Origin of the sequence: Streptomyces sp. NPDC101181, from assembly GCF_044767975.1 — a bacterium.
In the GTDB taxonomy this organism is placed as follows: Bacteria; Actinomycetota; Actinomycetes; order Streptomycetales; family Streptomycetaceae; genus Streptomyces.
Map to the genome: position 1 here is coordinate 59,725 of NZ_JBIWOX010000001.1, position 21,014 is coordinate 80,738.

At 72.8% G+C, this 21,014-nt stretch carries 15 protein-coding genes; 3 read left to right on the forward strand and 12 right to left on the reverse strand.

Going from position 1 to position 21,014, the window contains the following annotated elements; genetic code table 11:
• Nucleotides 1–180: 180 nt before the first annotated feature.
• The 3 genes from ACIRRU_RS00235 to ACIRRU_RS00245 form a co-directional block, all read right to left on the reverse strand.
• Nucleotides 181–1,626: an aldehyde dehydrogenase family protein gene (locus ACIRRU_RS00235; protein ID WP_403674289.1), complete on the reverse strand. Its 1,446-nt coding sequence runs from the start codon at nt 1,624–1,626 to the stop codon at nt 181–183.
• A 357-nt stretch (nt 1,627–1,983) separates the two neighbouring features.
• On the reverse strand, nt 1,984–3,576 hold the full coding sequence (locus ACIRRU_RS00240) for a PucR family transcriptional regulator (RefSeq protein WP_403674292.1): 1,593 nt from the start codon (nt 3,574–3,576) through the stop codon (nt 1,984–1,986).
• A 161-nt stretch (nt 3,577–3,737) separates the two neighbouring features.
• Complete coding sequence (locus ACIRRU_RS00245; RefSeq protein ID WP_403674295.1) at nt 3,738–6,179, reverse strand: ATP/GTP-binding protein; 2,442 nt, start codon at nt 6,177–6,179, stop codon at nt 3,738–3,740.
• A gap of 288 nt (nt 6,180–6,467) precedes the next feature.
• On the opposite strand from ACIRRU_RS00245, the gene gabT reads away from it, so the two are divergent.
• Nucleotides 6,468–7,808: a 4-aminobutyrate--2-oxoglutarate transaminase gene (gabT, locus tag ACIRRU_RS00250; RefSeq protein ID WP_363204339.1), complete on the forward strand. Its 1,341-nt coding sequence runs from the start codon at nt 6,468–6,470 to the stop codon at nt 7,806–7,808.
• A gap of 143 nt (nt 7,809–7,951) precedes the next feature.
• Nucleotides 7,952–8,767, forward strand: a complete 816-nt coding sequence (locus ACIRRU_RS00255) for a phosphatase PAP2 family protein (protein WP_403674298.1) — start codon at nt 7,952–7,954, stop codon at nt 8,765–8,767.
• Nucleotides 8,768–8,958: 191 nt separating this feature from the next.
• On the opposite strand, the gene ACIRRU_RS00260 is transcribed toward ACIRRU_RS00255, so the two are convergent.
• The 9 genes from ACIRRU_RS00260 to ACIRRU_RS00300 form a co-directional block, all read right to left on the reverse strand.
• The gene (locus ACIRRU_RS00260; protein ID WP_403674301.1) at nt 8,959–10,782 is read right to left on the reverse strand and encodes a chitinase; all 1,824 of its coding nucleotides are present in this window, start codon (nt 10,780–10,782) and stop codon (nt 8,959–8,961) included.
• A gap of 90 nt (nt 10,783–10,872) precedes the next feature.
• Entirely contained in the window at nt 10,873–11,349 is a 477-nt protein-coding gene (locus ACIRRU_RS00265; protein ID WP_403674303.1) for a hypothetical protein, read from the reverse strand.
• Nucleotides 11,350–11,486: 137 nt separating this feature from the next.
• Nucleotides 11,487–12,902, reverse strand: coding sequence for an NAD(P)/FAD-dependent oxidoreductase (locus ACIRRU_RS00270; protein ID WP_403674306.1), 1,416 nt, complete (start codon nt 12,900–12,902; stop codon nt 11,487–11,489).
• 22 nt (nt 12,903–12,924) lie between these two features.
• Entirely contained in the window at nt 12,925–13,728 is an 804-nt protein-coding gene (locus tag ACIRRU_RS00275) for an ABC transporter permease (protein WP_403674308.1), read from the reverse strand.
• The gene (locus ACIRRU_RS00280; protein ID WP_403674310.1) at nt 13,728–14,660 is read right to left on the reverse strand and encodes an ABC transporter permease; all 933 of its coding nucleotides are present in this window, start codon (nt 14,658–14,660) and stop codon (nt 13,728–13,730) included. Before ACIRRU_RS00280 ends, ACIRRU_RS00275 begins: the two co-directional genes overlap by 1 nt.
• A complete protein-coding gene (locus ACIRRU_RS00285) occupies nt 14,657–15,814 on the reverse strand; it encodes an ABC transporter ATP-binding protein (RefSeq protein ID WP_403674313.1) in 1,158 nt (385 codons plus the stop codon). The genes ACIRRU_RS00280 and ACIRRU_RS00285 overlap by 4 nt, the downstream gene beginning before the upstream one ends.
• Nucleotides 15,815–15,885: 71 nt before the next feature.
• Entirely contained in the window at nt 15,886–17,133 is a 1,248-nt protein-coding gene (locus ACIRRU_RS00290; protein ID WP_403674315.1) for a spermidine/putrescine ABC transporter substrate-binding protein, read from the reverse strand.
• A gap of 63 nt (nt 17,134–17,196) precedes the next feature.
• The gene (locus tag ACIRRU_RS00295) at nt 17,197–18,711 is read right to left on the reverse strand and encodes a gamma-aminobutyraldehyde dehydrogenase (protein ID WP_403674318.1); all 1,515 of its coding nucleotides are present in this window, start codon (nt 18,709–18,711) and stop codon (nt 17,197–17,199) included.
• A gap of 411 nt (nt 18,712–19,122) precedes the next feature.
• Complete coding sequence (locus tag ACIRRU_RS00300; RefSeq protein WP_403674321.1) at nt 19,123–19,848, reverse strand: DUF4190 domain-containing protein; 726 nt, start codon at nt 19,846–19,848, stop codon at nt 19,123–19,125.
• A 121-nt stretch (nt 19,849–19,969) separates the two neighbouring features.
• Here ACIRRU_RS00300 and ACIRRU_RS00305 point away from each other — a divergent pair, with 121 nt between their 5' ends.
• On the forward strand, nt 19,970–21,004 hold the full coding sequence (locus ACIRRU_RS00305) for an adenosine deaminase (RefSeq protein ID WP_403674323.1): 1,035 nt from the start codon (nt 19,970–19,972) through the stop codon (nt 21,002–21,004).
• Nucleotides 21,005–21,014 lie beyond the last annotated feature (10 nt).

The window sequence follows — 21,014 nt, forward strand, 5'->3', positions numbered from 1 at the left end:
ATGTAACCCCTGTACCCGCTGTTCGGCACCCGCACCGGCGTTCACGCGGGGGCGCGGTTCCCGTCCGCCGCGCCCGGCGCACGCGAACGGCCCGAGCCCCCGCACAGCGGGCTCGGGCCGCACTCCCCCGCCCGCCCCCGCTGTCCGGGCGGGGTGCGGGGGTGGGGGTGTCGCGCGTCGTTACAGGGCGAGGCCCGTGAGGACCAGGACGCGCTCGTAGGTGTAGTCGTCCATGGCGTAGCGGACGCCCTCGCGGCCGACGCCGGACTGCTTGGCACCGCCGTACGGCATCTGGTCGGCGCGGTAGGAGGGGACGTCGCCGATGATCACGCCGCCGACCTCCAGGGCACGGTGGGCGCGGAAGGCGGCCTGGAGATCGTGGGTGAAGACGCCCGCCTGGAGGCCGTACGGGGAGGAGTTGACGGCGGCGAACGCCTCGGCCTCGCCGTCGGCCCTCTGGACGGACATGACCGGCCCGAAGACCTCCTCACCGGCGAGCCGGACGCCCGCGGGGAGGTCGGCGAGCACGGTCGGCGCGTAGCTGGCCCCGTCGCGCTTGCCGCCGGTGAGCAGCTCGGCGCCGCCCCGGACGGCCTCGTCGACCCAGGACTCCACCCGCTCGGCCGCGTCCTCGCTGACCAGGGGCCCGACATCGGTGGCGTCGTCGGCCGGGTCGCCGGTGGCCAGGGCCTCGACGGCCGCGACGATCCGGGGCACGAGCCGGTCGTACACCGAGGCGTCGGCGATGACGCGCTGGACCGAGATGCAGGACTGGCCGCCCTGGTAGTTGGAGAACGTGGCGATCCGGGTGGCCGCCCAGTCCAGGTCCTCGTCGGAGGCGTAGTCCCCGAGGACGACCGCCGCGCCGTTGCCGCCCAGCTCCAGGGTGCAGTGCTTGCGCGGCACCGAATCCATGATCGCGTAGCCGACCGGGCCCGAGCCGGTGAAGGAGATGACCGGCAGCCGCTCGTCCTGGACCAGGGCGGGCATCCTGTCGTTCGGGACCGTCAGGACGGACCAGGAACCGGCCGGGAGGTCCGTCTCGGCCAGCAGCTCGCCCAGGATCAGCGCGGAGAGCGGGGTGGCCGGAGCGGGCTTGAGGATGATCGGGGCGCCGACGGCGATGGCCGGGGCGACCTTGTGGGCGCTGAGGTTCAGCGGGAAGTTGAAGGGGGCGATGCCGAGGACGGCCCCGCGCGGGAAGCGCCGGGTCAGCCCGAGGCGGCCGGTGCCGCCGAGGTCGGTGTCGAGCCGCTGGGCCTCGCCCCCGTTGAAGCGGCGGGCCTCCTCGGCGGCGAACCGGAACACGGACACGGCCCGGCCGACCTCGCCGCGCGCCCACTTGATCGGCTTGCCGTTCTCCGCCGAGATCAGCTGGGCGATCTCCTCGGTGCGCTCCCCCAGCCGCCGTACGACGTGGTCGAGAGCGGCGGCCCGTACGTGCGCCGGGGTCGCGGCGAACTCGTCGCGCACGGCGTGCGCGGCGGCGACCGCCTCCTCGACCTGGGCGTCGGTCGGCACACTGACGGTCCCGACGAGACGTCCGTCGTACGGGTTGGTGACGTCGAAGCTGTCGGCACCGGTGGCCTGGCGGCCGGCCACCCAGAAGGCGTGGGGCGAAGTCATGGAGTTCCGGCCCTTCGGAGGTCGTGAGGGGGTCCTGAGGAGGTCGTGACGGGGCGACGGGCTCCCCGGAGGGTGCCGCCGTGGTCCCACGGTAGGACGGGGACGCGGCCGGGGCGTTTGTCCGGCGTGTAGCGGAGGCGGGGCCGGGTGCTACGAAATGGCGGAGGCGCTGGCCGGGGAAGCCGGGTTCACCCCAACCCGGGCGGACCGGCCGGCGCCGGCCGGTCCGGCCCCAGCCGGGCGGGGTGCCGACGTCGGCCGGTCCGGCTCCGCCCCGGCGGGCCGCGCCCTCTTGGCGCCCTGGGCGGTCGGCTCCGGGCGCCCTCTTGGCGCGCTGCTCCGCCCGTGGGCGGCCCGCTACCCCTGGGCGGCCTGATCCCCTTGGGCCGAGGCCGCCGTCTCCGTCGCCTTCAGTGCGAGCCACAGCTCCATGCGGACGTCCGGGTCGTCCAGCGACCGGCCCAGGATCTCCTCCACCCGGCGCATCCGGTAGCGCAGGGTGTGCCGGTGCACCCCGAGGTCGGCGGCGGCCGCGTCCCACTGGCCGTGGCGGGAGAGCCAGGCGCGCAGGGAGGCGACGAGGTCGCCGCGCCCCTTGGCGTCGTGCTCGTGCAGGGCGCGGAGCATGCCGTCGGCGAAGGCCCGTACCGCGTCGTCGGCGAGCAGCGGGAGCACCGAACCGGCGGCCAGTTCCTCGTGCTCGACCAGCGCCCTGCCCCGGCGGCGGGCGACGGAGAGGGCCTGTTCGGCCTGCTTGTACGCGGCGGAGACGGCGACCGGACCGGCCGGGGCGGAGAGGCCCACCACGAGGTCGCCGCCCTCGGCGCCCCCGTCGCGCGGGGCGCGCTCGTCCTGGGCCTCGGCGTAGGCGGCGCAGGCGGCGACTGCGGCCCCGCCGTCCGCCGCGAGCACGACGACGCGCTCCCCCTCGGGGACCAGGAGCAGCGCCTCGCCGGAGCGGGCGGCGGCGGTCTCCATGGTCTCGGTGAGCGGTTCGGCCCCGGCGGGTGCGGCCGACTCGGCGATCAGCAGCCGGAAGGGGGCGTCGAGCAGGTCGCCGTAGAGGTCCCCGGCGACCGCCCGCGCGTGGTCGGGCTGCCCGGCGAGCAGCATGCGCAGGACGGCGGCGCCCAGGCGCTGTTCGGCGCCCTGGAGGGAGCGGGACCGGGCGGTGGTGAGGGTGAGCAGCGCGACGGCGGAGTGCACGGCGTACCGCTCGGCGGTCCCGAGCGCCGCGCCCGTACCGACGGCCAGCGCGCCGCGTGCGCGGCGCCCGGCGCCCAGCGACTGGAGCTCCACCCGGTCCTCGTTGTCGCCGACGACGACGCTGGCGGGCGCGGGTCTGTCCCGGAGGCGTCGGACGTCCGGGGTGAGCCGGGCGGCGCGGCGGGCGGCCCAGTCGGGGGCGGCGGCCAGCACCGCGCCGGAGGTGTCGTACAGGGCGGCCCAGCCGTCGATGTGCGCGGCGAGCCGGGCCAGCAGCCCGGCGGGCCCGTCCCCGGCGACGGCGGCCTTCGTCAGCTCGCGCTGGGCCTCGAAGCCCGCGGTGACCGCGCGGTACTGGTCGGCGGCGATGGCGGCCGACACGGCCTTGCTGATGGCGAGGAACGGGGTGCGGCGGGGCACTTCGAGGAGCGGCAGGTCCGCCTCCTCGGCGGCGTCGACGAGGGCGGCCGGGATGTCGTCGTAGGTGACCCCCACCGCGAACCCGACCCCGGCGACCCCGGCCCCGGCCAGCCGCCGTACATACCGGCGCATGGCCTCGGCGTTCCCGGCGTCCAGGTTGGTGGCGGCGACCAGGAGCAGTTCGCCGCCGTCCATGTACGGCACGGGGTCGGCCAGCTCGCTCGCGTGGGCCCAGCGCACCACCGTAGCGAGCCGGTCCGCGCCCGCCCGCACGGTGAGCTTGAGCGCCGGGTGCTGGACGAGCGAGGCGAGCGTGGGGGGCATGGGCCGGGCACCCTTGGGTCGGGGACGAGGTCGACGGACCGGCACGCGTGGGCGCCGCCCGCGGATTTCGCCGTCGCGTATGAACGGCTGTACCCGATTCTGCCAGGGCGGCAGGGTGCGGGTCACGGCCCTCGGGGGTGCCTGCTGACTGGTGGCGGTTATCAGTCGCCCAGGCGCACGAGGAGCGGAGGCGCGTGCTCTCCCTCGACCGTGGCCAGCCGGACGACGGCGTGCCCGGCCGGGACGGAGTACGCCAGCTCCGAGGCCGACCACCGTTCCTTCTCCACCTGCCGCACGGTCACCGCGTCCGTGGTCACGGCCTTGCCGGTGACGAGCTTGCGCAGGGCGTGCAGGGCCCGGGTGAAGGGCTGGTCGGCGAAGACGGTGTGCTGGGCGACCTCGCGGGTCTCCACCCACTCCTTACCCCAGGACTCCGCGAAGCGTTTGCCGTCCCAGGTGGTGATGCCGGAGAAGGCGGCCGTGCAGCCGACCGCGCCGAGCAGCGGGGTGTGCAGGGCTTCGGGGACGTCATCGACGGTACGGAGGGCGAGGACGGCCCCCGCGTTGACCGAGCGGAGCCGGCGGATGCCGCGTACGGTCTCGGCGGTGACCGCGTGGGTGGCGTCGTCCAGGACCAGGCAGGCGAAGAGCGTGGTGTCCGTGCGGGCCGCCGTGATCGCGGTGAACTGGGCGAGAAGCAGCCGGGTGAGCAGCCGAGACGCTTCGGCGTGGCCTCGCTCCGGGAGGTCGACGCGGACCCGCAGCGGGTGCTGGCCGAGCGAACGCAGCGCGAAGGGGCGGGCGTTCGGTCCGGTGGCGAAGAACCCGGCGAACGCGGGGCGGTCGAGGAGCGCGACCCGGTCGGCGAGGACGGGTCCGGGGTCGCCCGGACCGCCCGCCTGACGGGCCCGGACGTCCAGTTCGCGGAGCATCGCCCGGTGCCCGGCGGCTTCCAGGGCGGCGCGGAGTCCGGCGAGGGCTGCCGGGGTGGCGTCGAGCAGTTCGCGCAGTTCGGGCACGGACGGGAAGTGACCGTGGGCCGTCCGGTAGGGGCCGAGGAGCTGGGCGAGCACGGTGGCGGCGCGGCGGCTGTCGAGGCTGCCGACGTCCCCGACGAGCCCTTCGGCCAGCACCGCGGCGGCCTCGTCGGGGTCGCTGGTGCCCCCGTACAGGTCGATGTCGTGGGCGGACGCGGGGTCGCCGACGCGGACGACGACGTCGAAAGCCTCGTCCGGGCCGAGCGGCTCCCCGGCCGCGCCGACGGCGAGGACCGCGGCCTGTCCGGCGAGGGCGCGCAGCGCGAGGGCTTCGACGACCGGCCGGATCAGCCGCGTGGACTTCCCCGCCCCCGGCGGTCCCACGGCGAGCAGTGAAGTGCCCAGCAGGGTGGGGTCAAGGGCGAGGCCGGTGCCCCGGCGGATGTAGGGGTTGTGGTCGTCCTGGGCGCACCGGCCGATCCTGACCTGTCCGGTGAGGACGTCGTGGCGGGCGGTGCGCCGGGGCAGGTCCCGGTGGCCCGAGGGGTGCGGGGCGGCGGCGCCGCCGGTGCGCAGGACGGCCTCGGCGAGCGGGGCGAGGCGTTCGGGGCGCCGGGTCGCGTGCGTCCACGCGTGGCGCAGCCGGGCCACGTCCACGTCGTTCATGCGGCCGGTGCGGACCTCGGCGGTGAGGGCGTCCGCCGCGTCGCTCCAGCCCGCGGCGCGCAGTTCGGGCCACTGGTCGGCGGAGCTCGCGGTGGCGGGGCCCGGGGCGTCGCCGGGCGCGAGGGCGGCTCCGCCACGGCGGGCGGCGATCACCTCGCGCCAGCGGCCGAGGAGGGCGAAGGGCCAGAGCGCGGCGGCGGCGATGAATCCGTAGATCACGTTGACGACGGTCTGGCTCTGGTAGATCTCGCCGCCCGCGACGGAGGCGACCAGGACCAGGACCGGGCGGACGACCGGCAGGGTCTCCTTCCAGACGAGCAGCTGGGTCAGCCCCGCCGCCACGGCGGCCGCGACCGCGAGGAACGGCTGCCCCCGGCCCGCGACATGGCGGCGGAACAGCTCGGCGAAGTTGCCGATCCGGGCGCAGCCGTAGGCCAGCAGCCCGAACAGGATCGCCTCGTACACCGTGAGGGCGTCGCTGCCCTCGATGGTGCGGGGGCCGCCCGAGGTCCCCGGGTTCCACCACTCCCCGGGGGTGAAGAGCTTCAGCGGGACGAGCCGGTAGGGGAGGTAGCCGTTGCGCCACAGCGACCAGAGCAGCAGCGCGGAGAGCAGCGCGATCAGGGCCCCGACCAACAGCGACCGGTCGGAGACCCGCTCGGACGCCTCGGGCGGGGGCGGCGTGTATCCGAACCGCCAGACGCCCGGCTCCTCGGGCGGCCGGGGGGTGCGCAGCCAGGCGTCCACCGGCGCCCCGGGGGCCGGCTGCTCGCCCGGCGCAGCCCCGGCGGACCGCGGCGGGCGCTGTCCCGGCGCGGTCTGCGGGTACGGAGAGGGCCCGGCGGGTGCCGCGGCGGGAGGTGGTACCCGGGGCGGGGCTGTGGGCGGGGGCGGCACCGCCGGACCGGGGACCCTGTCCGCGCTCGTGCCCCGTGCGTCCCGCGTGCCGTCGTCTGCCATGAACCTCTGCCCCCTGACCTGCCGGTCCGTCCGCTGCCCCGGCCAATCTAGTGCGCGCGCACGGGGAGTTCAGCAACGCGCCCGGATGGAGTCCGTCCGGGCCCTCTCCGGACCCCCGCCGCTCCGGGTCGGTCAGCGCCGTGCCGGATCGGACAGGACCACACCGCCACCTGTCCGCAGCGGACAACGACACGCCCCCACCACTCCCGATCGGAGCATGCCCGCACCCCTCCCCCGCCCCTAGCCTGCGATGAGATAGAGCGTCCGCAACACCCCCAGGAGCCCCTCATGACCGCAATCCCGCAGGAGCGCCGCGTCGTCACCGCCATCCCCGGCCCGAAGTCGGTCGAGCTCCAGGCTCGTCGCAGTGTGGCCGTCGCCGCAGGTGTGGGCTCCACCCTGCCGGTGTTCACCGCCCGTGCGGGCGGCGGGATCATCGAGGACGTGGACGGCAACCGGCTGATCGACTTCGGGTCCGGGATCGCCGTGACCTCCGTGGGCGCGTCCGCCGAGGCCGTCGTGCGGCGGGCGACCGCGCAGCTCGCGGACTTCACCCACACCTGTTTCATGGTCACGCCGTACGAGGGGTACGTCGAGGTCTGCGAGCAGCTCGCCGAGCTGACGCCGGGCGACCACGCGAAGAAATCGGCGCTGTTCAACTCGGGCGCCGAGGCCGTCGAGAACGCGGTGAAGATCGCCCGCGCCCACACCAAGCGCACCGCCGTCGTCGTCTTCGACCACGGCTACCACGGCCGGACCAACCTCACCATGGGCATGACGGCGAAGAACATGCCGTACAAGCAGGGCTTCGGCCCGTTCGCGCCCGAGGTCTACCGCGTCCCGGTCGCCTACGGCTACCGCTGGCCGACCGGCGCCGAGAACGCCGGGGCCGAGGCGTCCGCGCAGGCCATCGACGCGATCACCAAGCAGATCGGCGCCGACAACGTCGCCGCGATCATCATCGAGCCGGTCCTCGGCGAGGGCGGCTTCATCGAGCCCGCCAAGGGCTTCCTCCCGGCGATCGCCCGGTTCGCCAAGGACAACGGCATCGTGTTCGTCGCGGACGAGATCCAGTCCGGCTTCTGCCGGACCGGACAGTGGTTCGCCTGCGAGGACGAGGGCGTCGTCCCGGACCTGATCACCACCGCCAAGGGCATCGCGGGCGGCCTGCCGCTCTCCGCCGTCACCGGCCGCGCCGAGATCATGGACGCCGCGCACGCGGGCGGCCTCGGCGGTACGTACGGCGGCAACCCGGTCGCCTGCGCCGGTGCGCTCGGGGCCATCGAGACGATGCGCGAGCTGGACCTGAACGCGAAGGCCAGGCGGATCGAGGAGGTCATGAAGGGCCGCCTCGCCGAGATGCGGGCCAAGCTCCCGAACGGCGAGATCATCGGCGACCTCCGCGGCCGCGGCGCGATGATCGCGATCGAGCTGGTGAAGTCCGGTACGAAGGACCCGCACCCGGAGGCGGCGGGGGCGCTCGCCAAGGCCTGCCACGCCGAGGGGCTGCTCGTCCTGACCTGCGGCACGTACGGCAACGTCCTGCGCTTCCTGCCGCCGCTGGTGATCGGCGAGGACCTGCTGAACGAGGGCCTGGACATCATCGAGCGGGCGTTCGGCACCCTCTGAGCCCGGTGGATGGCAGCGGAGTCCGGCAGGAATCGAAGGATTCCCGCATCCGGGTGACGGCCTGTGAAGAACGTGTGCGGGGGCGATGGCGGGTCGCCGGGGCCGCTGTCGGCCGCCCCGGCGCTGCCGTACGGTTCCTGCGGATGAGAGAAACACCTCGCCCGCGGGAAACCGTCGGCGAATCCGGGCCGGAGCTTCCCCTGCGTCGTCCCGGGCGTGCCTTCGCGCGCACCGGAGCCTCGGGCTCCGGGACTTCTCACCGATCGGACGGCCGCCCGCCCCACACCCCCCGGGGCGCGCGGCGAACCGGTCCCGTCGGCCACCCCGGAACAACCCCCCCTGTTCCCGGGTGGCCGGCCTCTTCCGTTTCCCGCGTCCTCGCGCCGCTCGGCCTGCTCGCGGCGGCCTTCGCGGTGATCACCTGGCAGGTCGTCGCCGAGGGGCCCCTGGTCCGGCTCGACGAGCGGCTCGGCGGGGACCTGTTCGGGCGTGGCCCGGCCGGGCTGACCCAGCTCCTCTCCGATCTCGGCGCTCTGCCGGTCGCGCTCCCGGTGCTCGGCTGCGCGATCGGGTTCGCGCTGTACCGCGGCGCCCGGCGGCTGCCCCTGTACGCGGCCCTCACCATGGTGGCGGTGCCCGCGGTGGTGATCCCGCTGAAGGTGGCCACCGCCCGGCAGGGGCCGCTCACGGAGGCGGTCAACTACTACCCGTCCGGCCATACGGCGACGGCCGCGGTGGCGTACGGGGCCTCCGCCCTGCTCCTCCTGGCCGTCCGCCGCCCGGCGTGGCCGCGCGCGTGGGTCCCGCCGCTCGTCGCGCTCCTGCTGACCGCGGCGACCGGCCTCGGGCTGGTCCTGCACGGCTACCACTGGCCCTTGGACGTGCTGGCGAGCTGGTGCCTGGGGCCGCTGCTGCTCGCGCCCCTGGGGTGGGCCTGCCGCAGGCGTCGGCACCGGTGATCCGGAGTCCGGCCCGCCGGTCCGGCTCCTGACCCAGAGCGCCCCGGGCGCGGGTCCGGGGCACGGGTCCGGCGTGACGGCATGGGTGATGCCCGTCGCCGCGATCCTCTTCACCCCGGCGACGGGCATCGGTTCGGTGGGGGCGCGGAGTTACGTCCGCGCCCCGGGCGGGGCGGTCGCCCCCTGGTGGGTCAGTTGCCGAAGTAGGAGTCGAAGTTGCGGCTGAACTCCTCGTTGTTGAAGCGGTCCCAGTTGATGGACCAGGTCATCAGGCCGCGCAGGCCGCTCCAGGTGCCGTGGGTCTGGTAGGAGCCGCAGTCGGTCTTCTTGATCAGGCAGTTGAGCGCCTTGTTGACCTCGGCCGGCGGGGTGTGGCCGTTGCCCGCCTGGCTGGAGGCCGGGAGGCCGATGGCGACCTGCTCGGGGCGCAGGCCCGGGAAGACGCGGCTGGTGTCGCCCGCGACCGGGAAGCCCGCGAGCAGCATGTCGGTCATCGCGATGTGGAAGTCCGCGCCGCCCATGGTGTGGTACTGGTTGTCGAGCCCCATGATCGGGCCGGAGTTGTAGTCCTGGACGTGCAGCAGGGTGAGGTCGTCGCGCAGGGCGTGGATGACCGGGAGGTAGGCCCCGGCGCGCGGGTCCTGGCCGCCCCAGGGGCCGGATCCGTAGAACTGGTAGCCCAGCTGGACGAAGAAGGTCTCCGGGGCCATCGTGAGGACGAAGCCGGAACCGTACTTCGCCTTGAGGGTCTTGACCGCGGAGATCAGGTTGACGATCACCGGTGACGTCGGGTTGCGGAAGTCGGTGTCGCCGGTGTTCAGCGAGAGCGAGTGGCCCTCGAAGTCGATGTCCAGGCCGTCCAGACCGTAGGTGTCGATGATCTTCGAGACCGAGGTGACGAAGGCGTCCCGGGCGGCGGTGGAGGCGAGCTGCACCTGGCCGTTCTGGCCGCCGATGGAGATCAGCACCTTCTTGCCCGCCGCCTGCTTGGCCTTGATCGCGGCTTTGAACTGCGCCTCGGACTCGACGTTCGGGCACTCCGCGACCGGGCAGAGCGAGAAGCGGATGTCGCCGGAGGTGACGGTGGTGGGCTCGCCGAAGGCGAGGTTGATGACGTCCCAGGAGTCGGGCACGTCGGCCATCCGGGTGTATCCGGAGCCGTTGGCGAAGCTGGAGTGCAGATAGCCGACGAGCGCGCGGGCCGGGAGCTGGGCCCCGCCGCCCCCACCGCCCGCCGTGGTGGTCGCGGTGACGGCGGCCGACTTCGCGGACTCACCGGCCTGGTTGGTGGCGGACACCTGGAAGCTGTACGCGGTGGAGGCGGTCAGTCCGCTGACGGTGGCCGAGTTCCCGGTGACCGTGGCCGCCTTGGTACCGCCCCGGTAGAGGTGGTAGCCGGTCGCGCCCGGTACGGCGTTCCAGGACAGGGTCACGGAGGAGGAGGTGACGGCGGTGGTCCGCAGACCGGCGGGGACTGCGGGGAGGGTGACGGGGTCACCGCCGGGGCCGACGAGGGTGAGGTCGTCGACGTAGTGGGCGGGGGTGCCGTACCAGCCGTGGGTGTAGACGCTCACCGAGGTGGTGCCGGGGCCGGTGGTGAAGGTGGTGGTGAGCTGCTTCCAGGCTCCGGGGGACTGGGTCCAGGTGGAGACGTCGGTGGTGCCGGTGCCGGTGGCGCCGAGGTAGACGTGGCTGCCCTGCACCCAGGCGCTCAGCGTGTAGCGGGAGTTGGGCTTCACCGTCACGCTCTGGGAGCACTTGGCGTTGTCGCTGCCCGCCGGGGTCGCCTTCAGCGCCTTGGTCCCGCCGTGCACCGGGGTGGAGACGACCGCCCCGCTCGCGGCGGTGCAGCTCCAGCCGTCGAGCCCCGACTCGAAGCCGCCGTTGCGGGCCACGTCCACGTCCGCCGCGCTAGCCGCCGGGGCCGTGGCGACCAGGGCCCCGGCGGCGAGCACCGCGGCCGTACAGGCGGCCAGCAGTCCGGAAAGTCTGACGGTTGGTCCGGTGCGTTCCACAACAGCCTCCGCGCAGGGGGAATTCGGGGAGTAGCGTGCGCACAACATGGTCCAGACCAATCGGGTTGTCAAGACCTCTGGCGGTCCGCCTCAGCCCTCGGTGTCACGCTCCTGGCGGGCGTCCCGGGCCGCCGCGCCCGCCGCCTCGTGCATCGCCAGCTCCAGCAGCCCGGCGTCGGTGAGGGTGCCCGAGCCGTCCGGCGGGATCAGCCACCGCACTCGCCCGGTGGCGCGGCCCGGGTAGGGGACGACGATCCAGGTGCCCGGCCCGCAGCCCCTGATCCCGGTCCCGACCCAGCGGGAGACGGTCCCCGGCTCCACGAAGAAGCCCATGCGGGACTCGCCGAAGTCGGCGAGGACGGGGCCCAGTCGGTCGATGAGGCGGGTGAGCACGTCGAGTGTCGGATAGCCCAGCTCACCGGGGAGGATCAGCACGTCCCAGCGCCTGCCGGCGGGGAGAAGAGCGACCCCTCGCGGGTTGCGCTCCCATTCCCACCGGCAGGCGCTGGGGTCCGGTGCCACCGATGTGAGCCAGTCGACCGCGGCTTTGGTTTCCGGTCCCGTCATGACCTGCCTCCCGTTGACGTGGGCACCGGCGGGGTTCCGCCGGTGCGTACACGTGCGAGAGCGCGCTGGGCCGCGACTATGACGCGGATTCGGCCCACCAGTTGGCAGTGAAGTGGGTCACACTGTTGGACAGCGTGTCAGCTGTCGAAGCCGAGCCCCGCCTTGTCCATGGCCCTGAGCCACAGGTTGCGCCGCCCGCCGTCCCTGTCGGCGCGGGCCAGGGAGCGCTTGGTGAGCTCGATCCCGGCCCAGGCGAACGGCTCGGGCGGGAAGGGCATCGGCTTGGAGCGGACCATCTCCAGCCGGGTCCGTTCGGTCTCCTCGCCGGCGAGGAGGTCGAGCATCACGTCGGCGCCGAACCGGGTGGAGCCGACGCCGAGACCCGTGTATCCGGCGGCGTAGGCGACCCGCCCCTGATGGGCCGTACCGAAGAAGGCGGTGAACCGGGCGCAGGTGTCGATCGCGCCTCCCCAGGCGTGCGTGAAGGTCAGCCCGGAAAGCTGCGGAAAGCACGTGAAGAACTGCTCCGCGAGTTTCAGGAACGTCTCCGGCCGCTGGTCGAGATCGGCGTTCAGCTTTCCGCCGTACGGATAGATCGCGTCGTATCCGCCCCAGAGAATCCGGTTGTCCGCGGAGAGCCGGAAGTAATGGAACTGGTTGGCGCTGTCGCCGAGCCCCTGGCGCCCTTTCCAGCCGACGGATTCCAGCTGCTCGGGCGTGAGCGGTTCGGTCATCAGCGCGTAGTCGTAGACCGGCACGGTGTACGGCCGGACCCGCTTGACCAGGGAGGGGAAGATGTTGGTGCCGAGCGCGACCCGGCGGGCGAAGACCCGGCCGTAGGGGGTGCGGACCGCCATGCCGGGGCCGGAGCGCGCGAGGTCCAGGCCGCGGGTGGACTCGTAGATCCGTACGCCCAGCTCCCGGCAGGCCCGCTTGAGGCCCCAGGCGAGCTTGGCCGGGTGCAGCATCGCGACGCCCCGGCGGTCCCAGAGGCCGCCGAGGAAGGTCGGCGAGTCGACCTCGGCGCGCAGGGCGTCGCGGTCCAGGAAGTCGACGCCCGTGATGCCGAGCTTCACGATCTCCTCGTGCCATTCCCGCAGCTCTTCGAGCTGGTGGGGCTCGGTGGCGACGTCGATCTCACCGGTCCGCTCGAACTCGCAGTCGATGCCGTAGCGGGCGACGGCGGCCTCGATGGCGTCGAGGTTCCGATCCCCCAGCTCCTCCAGCGTCGCGATCTCCTTCGGCCAGCGCTCCACCCCGTTGGCCAGGCCGTGGGTGAGGGAGGCGGCGCAGAAGCCGCCGTTGCGGCCCGAGGCGGCCCAGCCCACCTCGTGTCCCTCGATGAGGACGACGTCCCGGCCGGGGTCGCGCTCCTTGGCGATGAGCGCGGTCCACAGCCCGCTGTAGCCGCCACCGACGACCAGCAGGTCGGTGTGCTCGTCGCCGGTGAGGGCGTCAAGCGCGTCGGGTCTGGCCGGGTCGTCGAGCCAGTAGGAGACCGGCCTGGCGCCGGAGAGGGATTCTGCGGCGGTACGCATGGCAGCTGGGGCCATGGTTTCCAACTCCTTCAGGATTTCAGGTTCGAGCGTTGCTCTTGCGGCGGCTCGCGATGAGCTGTCCGACAAGAACCATCAGTACCGCAAGGACGAACATGGCGGTTCCGATGACGTTGATCTGTACGGGCGTGCCGCGCTGCGCCGATCCCCAGACGAACATGGGGAAGGTGACCGTGGAGCCCGCGTTGAAATTCGTGATGATGAAATCGTCGAACGAGAGCGCGAAGGCGAGCAGCGCTCCCGCCGCGATGCCGGGGGCGGCGATGGGAAGGGTCACCCGTACGAAGGTCTGCACGGGGCCCGCGTACAGGTCGCGGGCGGCTTCCTCCAGTCTCGGGTCCATCGACATGACGCGCGCCTTGACGGCGGTCACCACGAAGCTGAGGCAGAACATGATGTGGGCGATCAATACGGTCCAGAAGCCGAGCTGGGCACCCATGTTCAGGAAGAGCGTGAGCAGGGAGGCGGCCATGACGACCTCGGGCATCGCCATCGGCAGGAAGATCAGCGAGCTGATCGCGCCGCGCGCCCGGAAGCGGTAGCGGACCAGGGCGAAGGCGACGGCCGTGCCGAGCGCGGTGGCCCCCAGGGTCGCCCAGAACGCGATCTGGAGGGAGAGGGAGAGCGAACCGCACAGGTCGGCGACGCCGCAGGGGTCCTTCCAGGCGTCCAGGGAGAACCGCTGCCAGGCGTAGTTGAAGCGCCCGTTGGGTTTGTTGAACGAGAACACCATCACGACGATGTTCGGCAGGATCATGTACGCGAGGGTCAGCAGACCCGCGATGACGACCAGGTTCCGGCGTATCCAGCGCAGCACGGGCATCAGACCAGGTCCTCCGTCCCGGAGCGGCGGATGTAGAAGGTGACCATCAGCAGGACGACCGCCATGAGGATGAACGAGAGCGCGGCGGCCGTCGGATAGTCCAGGACCCGCAGGAACTGGCTCTGGATGACGCTGCCGACCATCTTGGTGTCGGTGGAGCCCAGCAGTTCGGCGTTGACGTAGTCGCCGCTGGCCGGGATGAAGGTCAGCAGGGTGCCGGAGACGACCCCGGGCATGGAGAGCGGGAAGGTCACCTTGCGGAAGGTGGTGGCGGGGGTGGCGTAGAGGTCGCCCGCCGCCTCGTGCAGCCGTCCGTCGATCCGCTCCAGCGAGGTGTAGAGCGGAAGGATCATGAACGGCAGGAAGTTGTACGTCAGACCGCAGACGACGGCCATCGGGGTGGCCAGGACCCGGCCCGGCTCGGTCCAGCCGAGCCAGCTGGTGACGTCCAGGACGTGCAGGGTGTCCAGCACGTCCACCACCGCGCCGCCGTCGGCGAGGATCGTCTTCCAGGCCAGGGTGCGGATGAGGAAGCTGGTGAAGAACGGGGCGATGACCAGCACCAGCACCAGGTTGCGCCAGCGGCCCGCCTTGAAGGCGATGAGGTAGGCGAGCGGGTAGCCGAGCAGCAGGCAGAGGATTGTGGCGGTGCCCGCGTAGAGCAGGGACCGGATGAACTGCGGGTAGTACTCGCGCAGCGCGTCCACGTACGTCGGGAAGTGCCAGGTGACCTCGAAGCCCTGCTCCAGGGAGCCGGTCTGTACGGAGGTGGAGGCCTGGTAGACGAGCGGCAGGGCGAAGAAGACGAGCAGCCAGAGGATGCCGGGGAGCAGCAGCCAGTACGGGACGAGCCGTTTACGGGTGGAGGGTTTGCGGACCACCGGGTCCCCGGGCCGGGCGGGGGGCGCGGGCGGTGCCTTGGTGGCGCTCACTCGGCGTCCTCCACGCTCAGCGCGCCCGCGTCGATGTCCTGGGCGGCGTCCAGGCCGAAGGTGTGGGCCGGGTTCCAGTGCAGGACGACCTCGGCACCGGGGCGCAGTCCCGCGCGCCGGTCGATGTTCTGCTCGTACACCTGGAGGGCCGCTCCGGCCGGGCTCTCGACCACGTACTGCGTGGAGACGCCGATGAAGCTGGAGTCGGTGATGCGGCCGGTGACCCGGTTGCGGCCGGCGGGGACGGCGTCGGCGTCGTCCGCGGGGGCCAGGGATATCTTCTCCGGCCGGATGCCGAGGAGGAGCCGGCCGCCCGCGGCCGTGGCGGAGGCCGAACATCGCTCGCGGGGCAGGGTGAGCTTCCCGCCGCCCGCGGCCACCACCAGGTCCTCGCCGGTGGAGACGATCTCGCCCTCGATGAGGTTGGAGGTGCCGAGGAAGTTGGCGACGAAGGTGGTGCGGGGGTTCTCGTAGAGGTCGGCGGGGGCGCCGAGCTGCTCGACGCGGCCGCCGTTCATCACCGCGACGGTGTCGGCCATGGTCATGGCCTCCTCCTGGTCGTGGGTGACGTGCACGAAGGTGATGCCGACCTCGGTCTGGATGCGCTTGAGCTCCAGCTGCATCTGGCGGCGCAGCTTGAGGTCGAGGGCGCCCAGCGGTTCGTCGAGCAGCAGGACCTGCGGGTGGTTGATGAGCGCGCGGGCGACGGCGACGCGCTGCTGCTGGCCGCCGGAGAGCTGGTGGGGCTTGCGGCGGGCGAAGTCGCCGAGCTGGACCAGCTCCAGCATCGCGTCGACCTGCTTCTTCACCGACTTGACGCCGCGCCTGCGCAGCCCGAACGCCACGTTCTCGGTGATGTCCAGGTGCGGGAAGAGCGCGTAGCTCTGGAAGACGGTGTTGACGGGCCGCTTGTACGGAGGCAGGTCGGTGATGTCCCGCTCCCCGAGGAAGACCGTGCCGGTGGTGGCCTCCTCCAGGCCCGCGATCATCCGCAGGGTGGTGGTCTTGCCGCAGCCGGAGGCGCCGAGCAGGGCGAAGAACGAGCCCTGGGGGACGGTCAGGTCGAGCGGGTGGACGGCGGTGAAGGAGCCGTACGTCTTGCTGATCCCGGCGAGGCGGACATCTCCGCCCGCGGTCTGCTGCTGCTGTGTCATGGGTCGCGGTCCCAGGGGTTTCGGGGGGTACGGGGAGGGGTCGGGCCGGCCGGGGGCGCGCCGGAGCCGGGTCAGGCGCCGATGAGTTTGGCGAACTTCTCTTCGTACGCCGTCTCTTCCTCCGTGGTCAGGGAGCGGAAGGAGCGGGACTTCGCCGCCATCTCCCGGTCGGGGAGGATCAGGGTGTTGGAGGCCATCGACGTGTCGATCTTCGCGAGTTCGTCGCGTACGCCGTCGACCGGACAGACGTAGTTGATGTACGCGGCGAGCCGGGCGGCGACCGGGGGCTCGTAGTAGTAGTCGATGAGCTTCTCGGCGTTGGCCTTGTGCCGGGCCTGGGCGGGGACCAGGAGGCTGTCGCTGGAGGTGATGTATCCGGCGGCCGGGATGGCGTACGCGATGTCCGGGTTGTCGGCCTGGAGCTGGATGACGTCCCCGGCCCAGGCGACGCACGCGGCGATGTCTCCCTTGCTGAGGTCGGCGGTGTAGTCGTTGCCGGTGAAGCGGCGGATCTGCTTCTTGTCGACGGCCTTCTGGAGGCGGCCGATCGCCCCGTCGAAGTCGGTGTCGGTGAACTTCCCCGGGTCCTTGCTCTGGTCGAGGAGGGTCATGCCGACGGTGTCGCGCATCTCGGAGAGGAAGGAGACGCGGCCCTTGAGCTTCGGGTCGTCGAGCAGCTGGGTGACGGAGTCGACCTTGCGGCCGCCGGTCGCCTTCTTGTTGTACGCGATGACGGTGGGGATGCCCGTCCAGGGATAGGAGTAGGCGCGGCCGGGGTCCCAGTCGGGGCTGCGGAACTGGGCGGAGATGTTGGCGAAGGCGTGCGGGAGGTTCGACGGGTCGAGCTTCTGCGCCCAGCCGAGCCGGATGACGCGCGCGGCGAGCCAGTCGGTCACGCAGATGAGATCGCGCCCGGTGTCCTGCCCGGCCGCCAGCTGCGGCTTGATCTTCCCGAAGAACTCGACGTTGTCGTTGATGTCCTCGGTGTACTTGACCCTGATCCCGGTGCGCCTGGTGAACGCCTCCAGGGTGGGGCGGCTCTTCTCGTCCTCGCTGACGTCCATGTACTCGGTCCAGTTGGAGAAGTTCAGCACCTTCTCCCTGGCCGAGTGGTCGTCGGCGGCCGCCGCTCCCCGGGCACGTCCGGCGGGCGGGATGCCGCACGCGCCGAGCGTGGCCGTGCCGCCGATCGCGAGGGCGCCCATGCCGGAGGCGCGCAGCAGGGAGCGGCGGGTGAGGGCGCCCCGGCCGCCGGTCAGGGATCGCCTCATGGCCGCCAGCTGGACGGGCGTGAGGCGCTCGGGCTCGTAACTCTCCATACGCGTGTGCCCTTTCGGGTGGGAGGCCGCTCGGGCCGTACGGCCCTGGTCGCGCGGCAGCTGCTATCGGTCCCCGAAGATCGTGCGGTGCCACTCCTTGCGGGCGACCGCGGTGTTGTCGTACATGACGTGCTTGACCTGGGTGTACTCCTCGAAGGAGTACACCGACATGTCCTTGCCGAAACCGCTGGCCTTGTATCCGCCGTGCGGCATCTCGGAGAGGATCGGGATGTGGTCGTTGACCCACACGCAGCCCGCCTGGATCTCGCGGGTGGCGCGGTTCGCGCGGTACAGGTCGCGGGTCCAGGCGGAGGCGGCCAGTCCGTAGGGGGTGTCGTTGGCGAGCGCGATGCCCTCGTCGTCGGTGTCGAAGGGGAGGACGACCAGGACCGGGCCGAAGATCTCCGACTGGACGGCCTCGCTGTCCTGGGCGGCGTCCGCGATGAGGGTCGGCCGGTAGTACGCCCCGTCCGCGAGCGCCCCGCCGGGGGCCTCGCCGCCGGTGACGATCCGGGCGTGGCCGCGGGCCCGCTCGACGAAGGCGGCGACGCGGTCGCGCTGGGCGTGGCTGATGAGGGGGCCGAGGTCGGTCGACGCGTCGAAGGGGTCGCCGAGCCGGACGGTCTCCATGAGCGCGGCGACGTCCCGGACGAAGGCGTCGTAGAGGGGGCGCTGGACATAGGCGCGGGTGGCGGCGGTGCAGTCCTGGCCGGTGTTGATGAGGGACCCGGCGACCGCGCCGTGCACGGCCGCCTCCAGGTCGGCGTCGTCGAAGACCACGAAGGGGGCCTTGCCGCCGAGCTCCAGGTGGAGGCGTTTGACGGTGGCGGTGGCGATCGCGGCGACCCGCTTGCCGACGGCGGTGGAGCCGGTGAACGAGGTCATCACGACGTCCGGGTGGCCGACGAGGTGTTCCCCGGCGTCCTCGCCCGCGCCGGTGACGATGTTGACGACCCCGTCGGGGATACCGGCCTCGGTGGCGGCCTGGGCGAACATCAGCGAGGTCAGCGGGGTCAGCTCGGCGGGCTTGAGGACGATGGTGTTGCCCGCGGCGACGGCCGGGAGGATCTTCCAGGCGGCCATCTGGAGCGGGTAGTTCCAGGGGGCGATGGAGCCGACGACCCCGATCGCCTCCCGGCGTACGTAGGAAGTGTGGTCGCCGTCGTACTCGGCGGCGGCCCTGCCCTCCAGGTGGCGGGCCGCCCCGGCGAAGAAGGCCGCGTTGTCCACGGTGCCGGGGACGTCGAACCCGGTGGAGAGCTTGAGCGGCTTGCCGCACTGGAGGGACTCGGCGTACGCGAAGTCGTCGGCCTGCCCGGCCAGGACGGCGGCGAACCGGTGCAGGGCGTCGGACCGCTCGCCGGGGGTGGCGGCCGACCAGCCGGGGAAGGCGGCGCGGGCGGCGGCGACGGCCGCGTCCACGTCCTTCGGGCCCGCCAGCTCGTAGCGGAACACGCTCCGCCCGGTGGCCGGGTCGACCACCTCGTGATGGCGGCCGGACGTGCCGGGGACCAGCCTGCCGCCGATGTACTGCGCGCCTTCCGCGAAGCGGTCCTGAACTGCGAAGCCCTTGCTCATGACGCTCTCCTCCGCCGCTGGACCCGGGGTGGGGCGGCGTAGCTTCTTCGTGAATTGAGTGCCGATCCTGACAGAGGGGTTCCGGCCCAACAAGTGATTCCGTTGTTGCCTTTTGGTTACGCGACGGAATCTGTCGACCATGTGTCGTGTCGGTACGGAAATCCCCGTACGGAGTGTCAGTGGCGGATGCCACCCTCACATGTCATGGGGCCGATGGCCGGGCTCGTGGCGGCCGTGGCGCGGGGCGGGCGGGTGACGTACCCGCGGCCTCGGGGGCGACGCGGGGTCGCGCCGTGCCTTCGGGGAAGCTCCGGCTCCCGGCCGGATCCGCATGCGCCACTGCCCGGGGTGCGGGAAGGGATTGCCTTCCCGCACCCCGGGCAGTGGCGCAGGGCACGTGGCGCGTGGGCCTCAGCGACCGCCCCCGACGACCAGCGATGTCGCGAACGGGTCGTCGTCGTTCGGGTCGTTCTCGTCGTAGCCGCCGCCGTCCTCCGAGTTCGCGGCGGCCCAGATGATGATCCCGAGGAGCACCGAGCCGATCACCATGCCGATGCAGCCGAGGATGACCCCCGCGAGCGCCATGCCCCGGTTGGTGGCCTCGCCCCGCTTGGCCCGGCCGAGACCGATGATGCCGAAGATCAGCGCGAGGATGCCGAGGACGATGTTGAGTCCGTACAGGCAGAAGCCGACCACGGAGATGATGCCGAGCACCATGGCGGCCGTGCCGAGGCCGTTCGACGGGGCGGGCGCCCAGCCGGCCGGGCCCATGCCGTAGCCCCCGTACCCCGGGTAGCCGCCGTAGGCGGGCGGGGGCGGCGCCGGGTAGCCGTAGTGCCCGGCGGACGGCGGAGGCGTCGGGTGGCCGTGGCCAGGACCGGCGCCGGGATTGGGGCCGTGCGGGGCGATCGGCGGCGGGGGGACGGAGGACGCCGGGCCGAAGCCGCCGCCCGCGGGTGCCGGGCCGGGGCCTTCCGCGGGCCCCGCGCTCGGCATCGACGTCACGGTCGGCTGCTCGTGGACCGTGGGCGGCGGGGTGTTCGCGCCCGGCTTGTCCAGCTCGACCCGGCTGTCCGGCGGCGCCCACGGGTCACGCGGTGCGGCCCCGCCCCCGGGCTGCTCTGTGTTGTCTGACATGGGCCTCCCCCATCGTGGTCCCTGCATGCTACGACCCGGCTCCCCGGCCCCGGACCCCGCCTACGATGATCGGTGCAGCCGGTACGCCCGGCAGACGTCACGCCGAACCGGGAGAATTCCGATGACCGATCCGCACCCCTTCATCGCCGGGCTGCCCAAGGCCGAACTCCACGTCCACCACGTCGGTTCCGCCTCGCCCCGCATCGTGGCCGAGCTGGCCGCCCGCCACCCGGACTCCCGGGTCCCCACCGATCCGGAGGCGCTGGCCGACTACTTCACCTTCACCGACTTCGCGCACTTCATCGAGGTGTACCTGTCGGTGGTGGACCTGGTCCGCACCCCGGAGGACGTCCGGCTGCTCACCTTCGAGGTGGCGCGGGACATGGCCCGGCAGCACATCCGGTACGCCGAGCTGACCGTGACCCCGTACAGCTCGACCAAGCGGAACATCCCCGAGGTCGCTTTCATGGAGGCCCTGGAGGACGCCCGTACGGCGGCCGAGGCCGAGCTGGGCGTCGTGCTGCGCTGGTGCTTCGACATCCCGGGCGAGGCCGGGCTCCAGGCCGCCGAGGAGACGACCCGGCTCGCGGTGGAGCGGCGCCCCGAGGGGCTCGTCTCCTTCGGGCTGGGCGGGCCGGAGATCGGGGTGGAGCGCCCGCAGTTCAAGCCCTACTTCGACCGGGCCATCGCCGAGGGCCTGCACTCGGTGCCGCACGCCGGGGAGACCACCGGGCCGCAGACGGTCTGGGACGCGCTGACCGAGCTGCGCGCCGAGCGCATCGGGCACGGCACCAGCTCCGTTCGGGACCCGAGGCTGCTGGAGCACCTCGCCGAGCACCGCATCCCCCTGGAGATCTGCCCGACGTCGAACATCGCCACCCGCGCGGTCACCGACATCGAGCGCCACCCGATCCGGGAGATGGTGCGGGCCGGGGTGCTGGTCACCGTCAACAGCGACGACCCGCCGATGTTCGGCACCGACCTCAACAACGAGTACGCGGTGGCCGCCCGGCTGCTGGAGCTCGACGAGCGGGGCATCGCGGACCTCGCGAAGAACGCCGTGGAGGCGTCCTTCCTCGACCCGGCGGGCAAGCGGAAGCTGGCCGAGGAGATCGACACGTACACGGCGAACTGGCTCCGGACCCCCGGCCGCTGACCCCGGTCGT

Coding starts and splice junctions, on each gene's coding strand:
- ACIRRU_RS00255 (WP_403674298.1), top strand. CDS start 7,952: ATGAGAGAAACACCTCGCCCGCGGGAAACCGTCGGCGAATCCGGGCCG.
- ACIRRU_RS00305 (WP_403674323.1), top strand. CDS start 19,970: ATGACCGATCCGCACCCCTTCATCGCCGGGCTGCCCAAGGCCGAACTC.
- ACIRRU_RS00235 (WP_403674289.1), bottom strand. CDS start 1,626: ATGACTTCGCCCCACGCCTTCTGGGTGGCCGGCCGCCAGGCCACCGGT.
- ACIRRU_RS00300 (WP_403674321.1), bottom strand. CDS start 19,848: ATGTCAGACAACACAGAGCAGCCCGGGGGCGGGGCCGCACCGCGTGAC.
- ACIRRU_RS00245 (WP_403674295.1), bottom strand. CDS start 6,179: ATGGCAGACGACGGCACGCGGGACGCACGGGGCACGAGCGCGGACAGG.
- ACIRRU_RS00270 (WP_403674306.1), bottom strand. CDS start 12,902: ATGGCCCCAGCTGCCATGCGTACCGCCGCAGAATCCCTCTCCGGCGCC.
- gabT (WP_363204339.1), top strand. CDS start 6,468: ATGACCGCAATCCCGCAGGAGCGCCGCGTCGTCACCGCCATCCCCGGC.
- ACIRRU_RS00295 (WP_403674318.1), bottom strand. CDS start 18,711: ATGAGCAAGGGCTTCGCAGTTCAGGACCGCTTCGCGGAAGGCGCGCAG.
- ACIRRU_RS00265 (WP_403674303.1), bottom strand. CDS start 11,349: ATGACGGGACCGGAAACCAAAGCCGCGGTCGACTGGCTCACATCGGTG.
- ACIRRU_RS00240 (WP_403674292.1), bottom strand. CDS start 3,576: ATGCCCCCCACGCTCGCCTCGCTCGTCCAGCACCCGGCGCTCAAGCTC.
- ACIRRU_RS00290 (WP_403674315.1), bottom strand. CDS start 17,133: ATGGAGAGTTACGAGCCCGAGCGCCTCACGCCCGTCCAGCTGGCGGCC.
- ACIRRU_RS00275 (WP_403674308.1), bottom strand. CDS start 13,728: ATGCCCGTGCTGCGCTGGATACGCCGGAACCTGGTCGTCATCGCGGGT.
- ACIRRU_RS00285 (WP_403674313.1), bottom strand. CDS start 15,814: ATGACACAGCAGCAGCAGACCGCGGGCGGAGATGTCCGCCTCGCCGGG.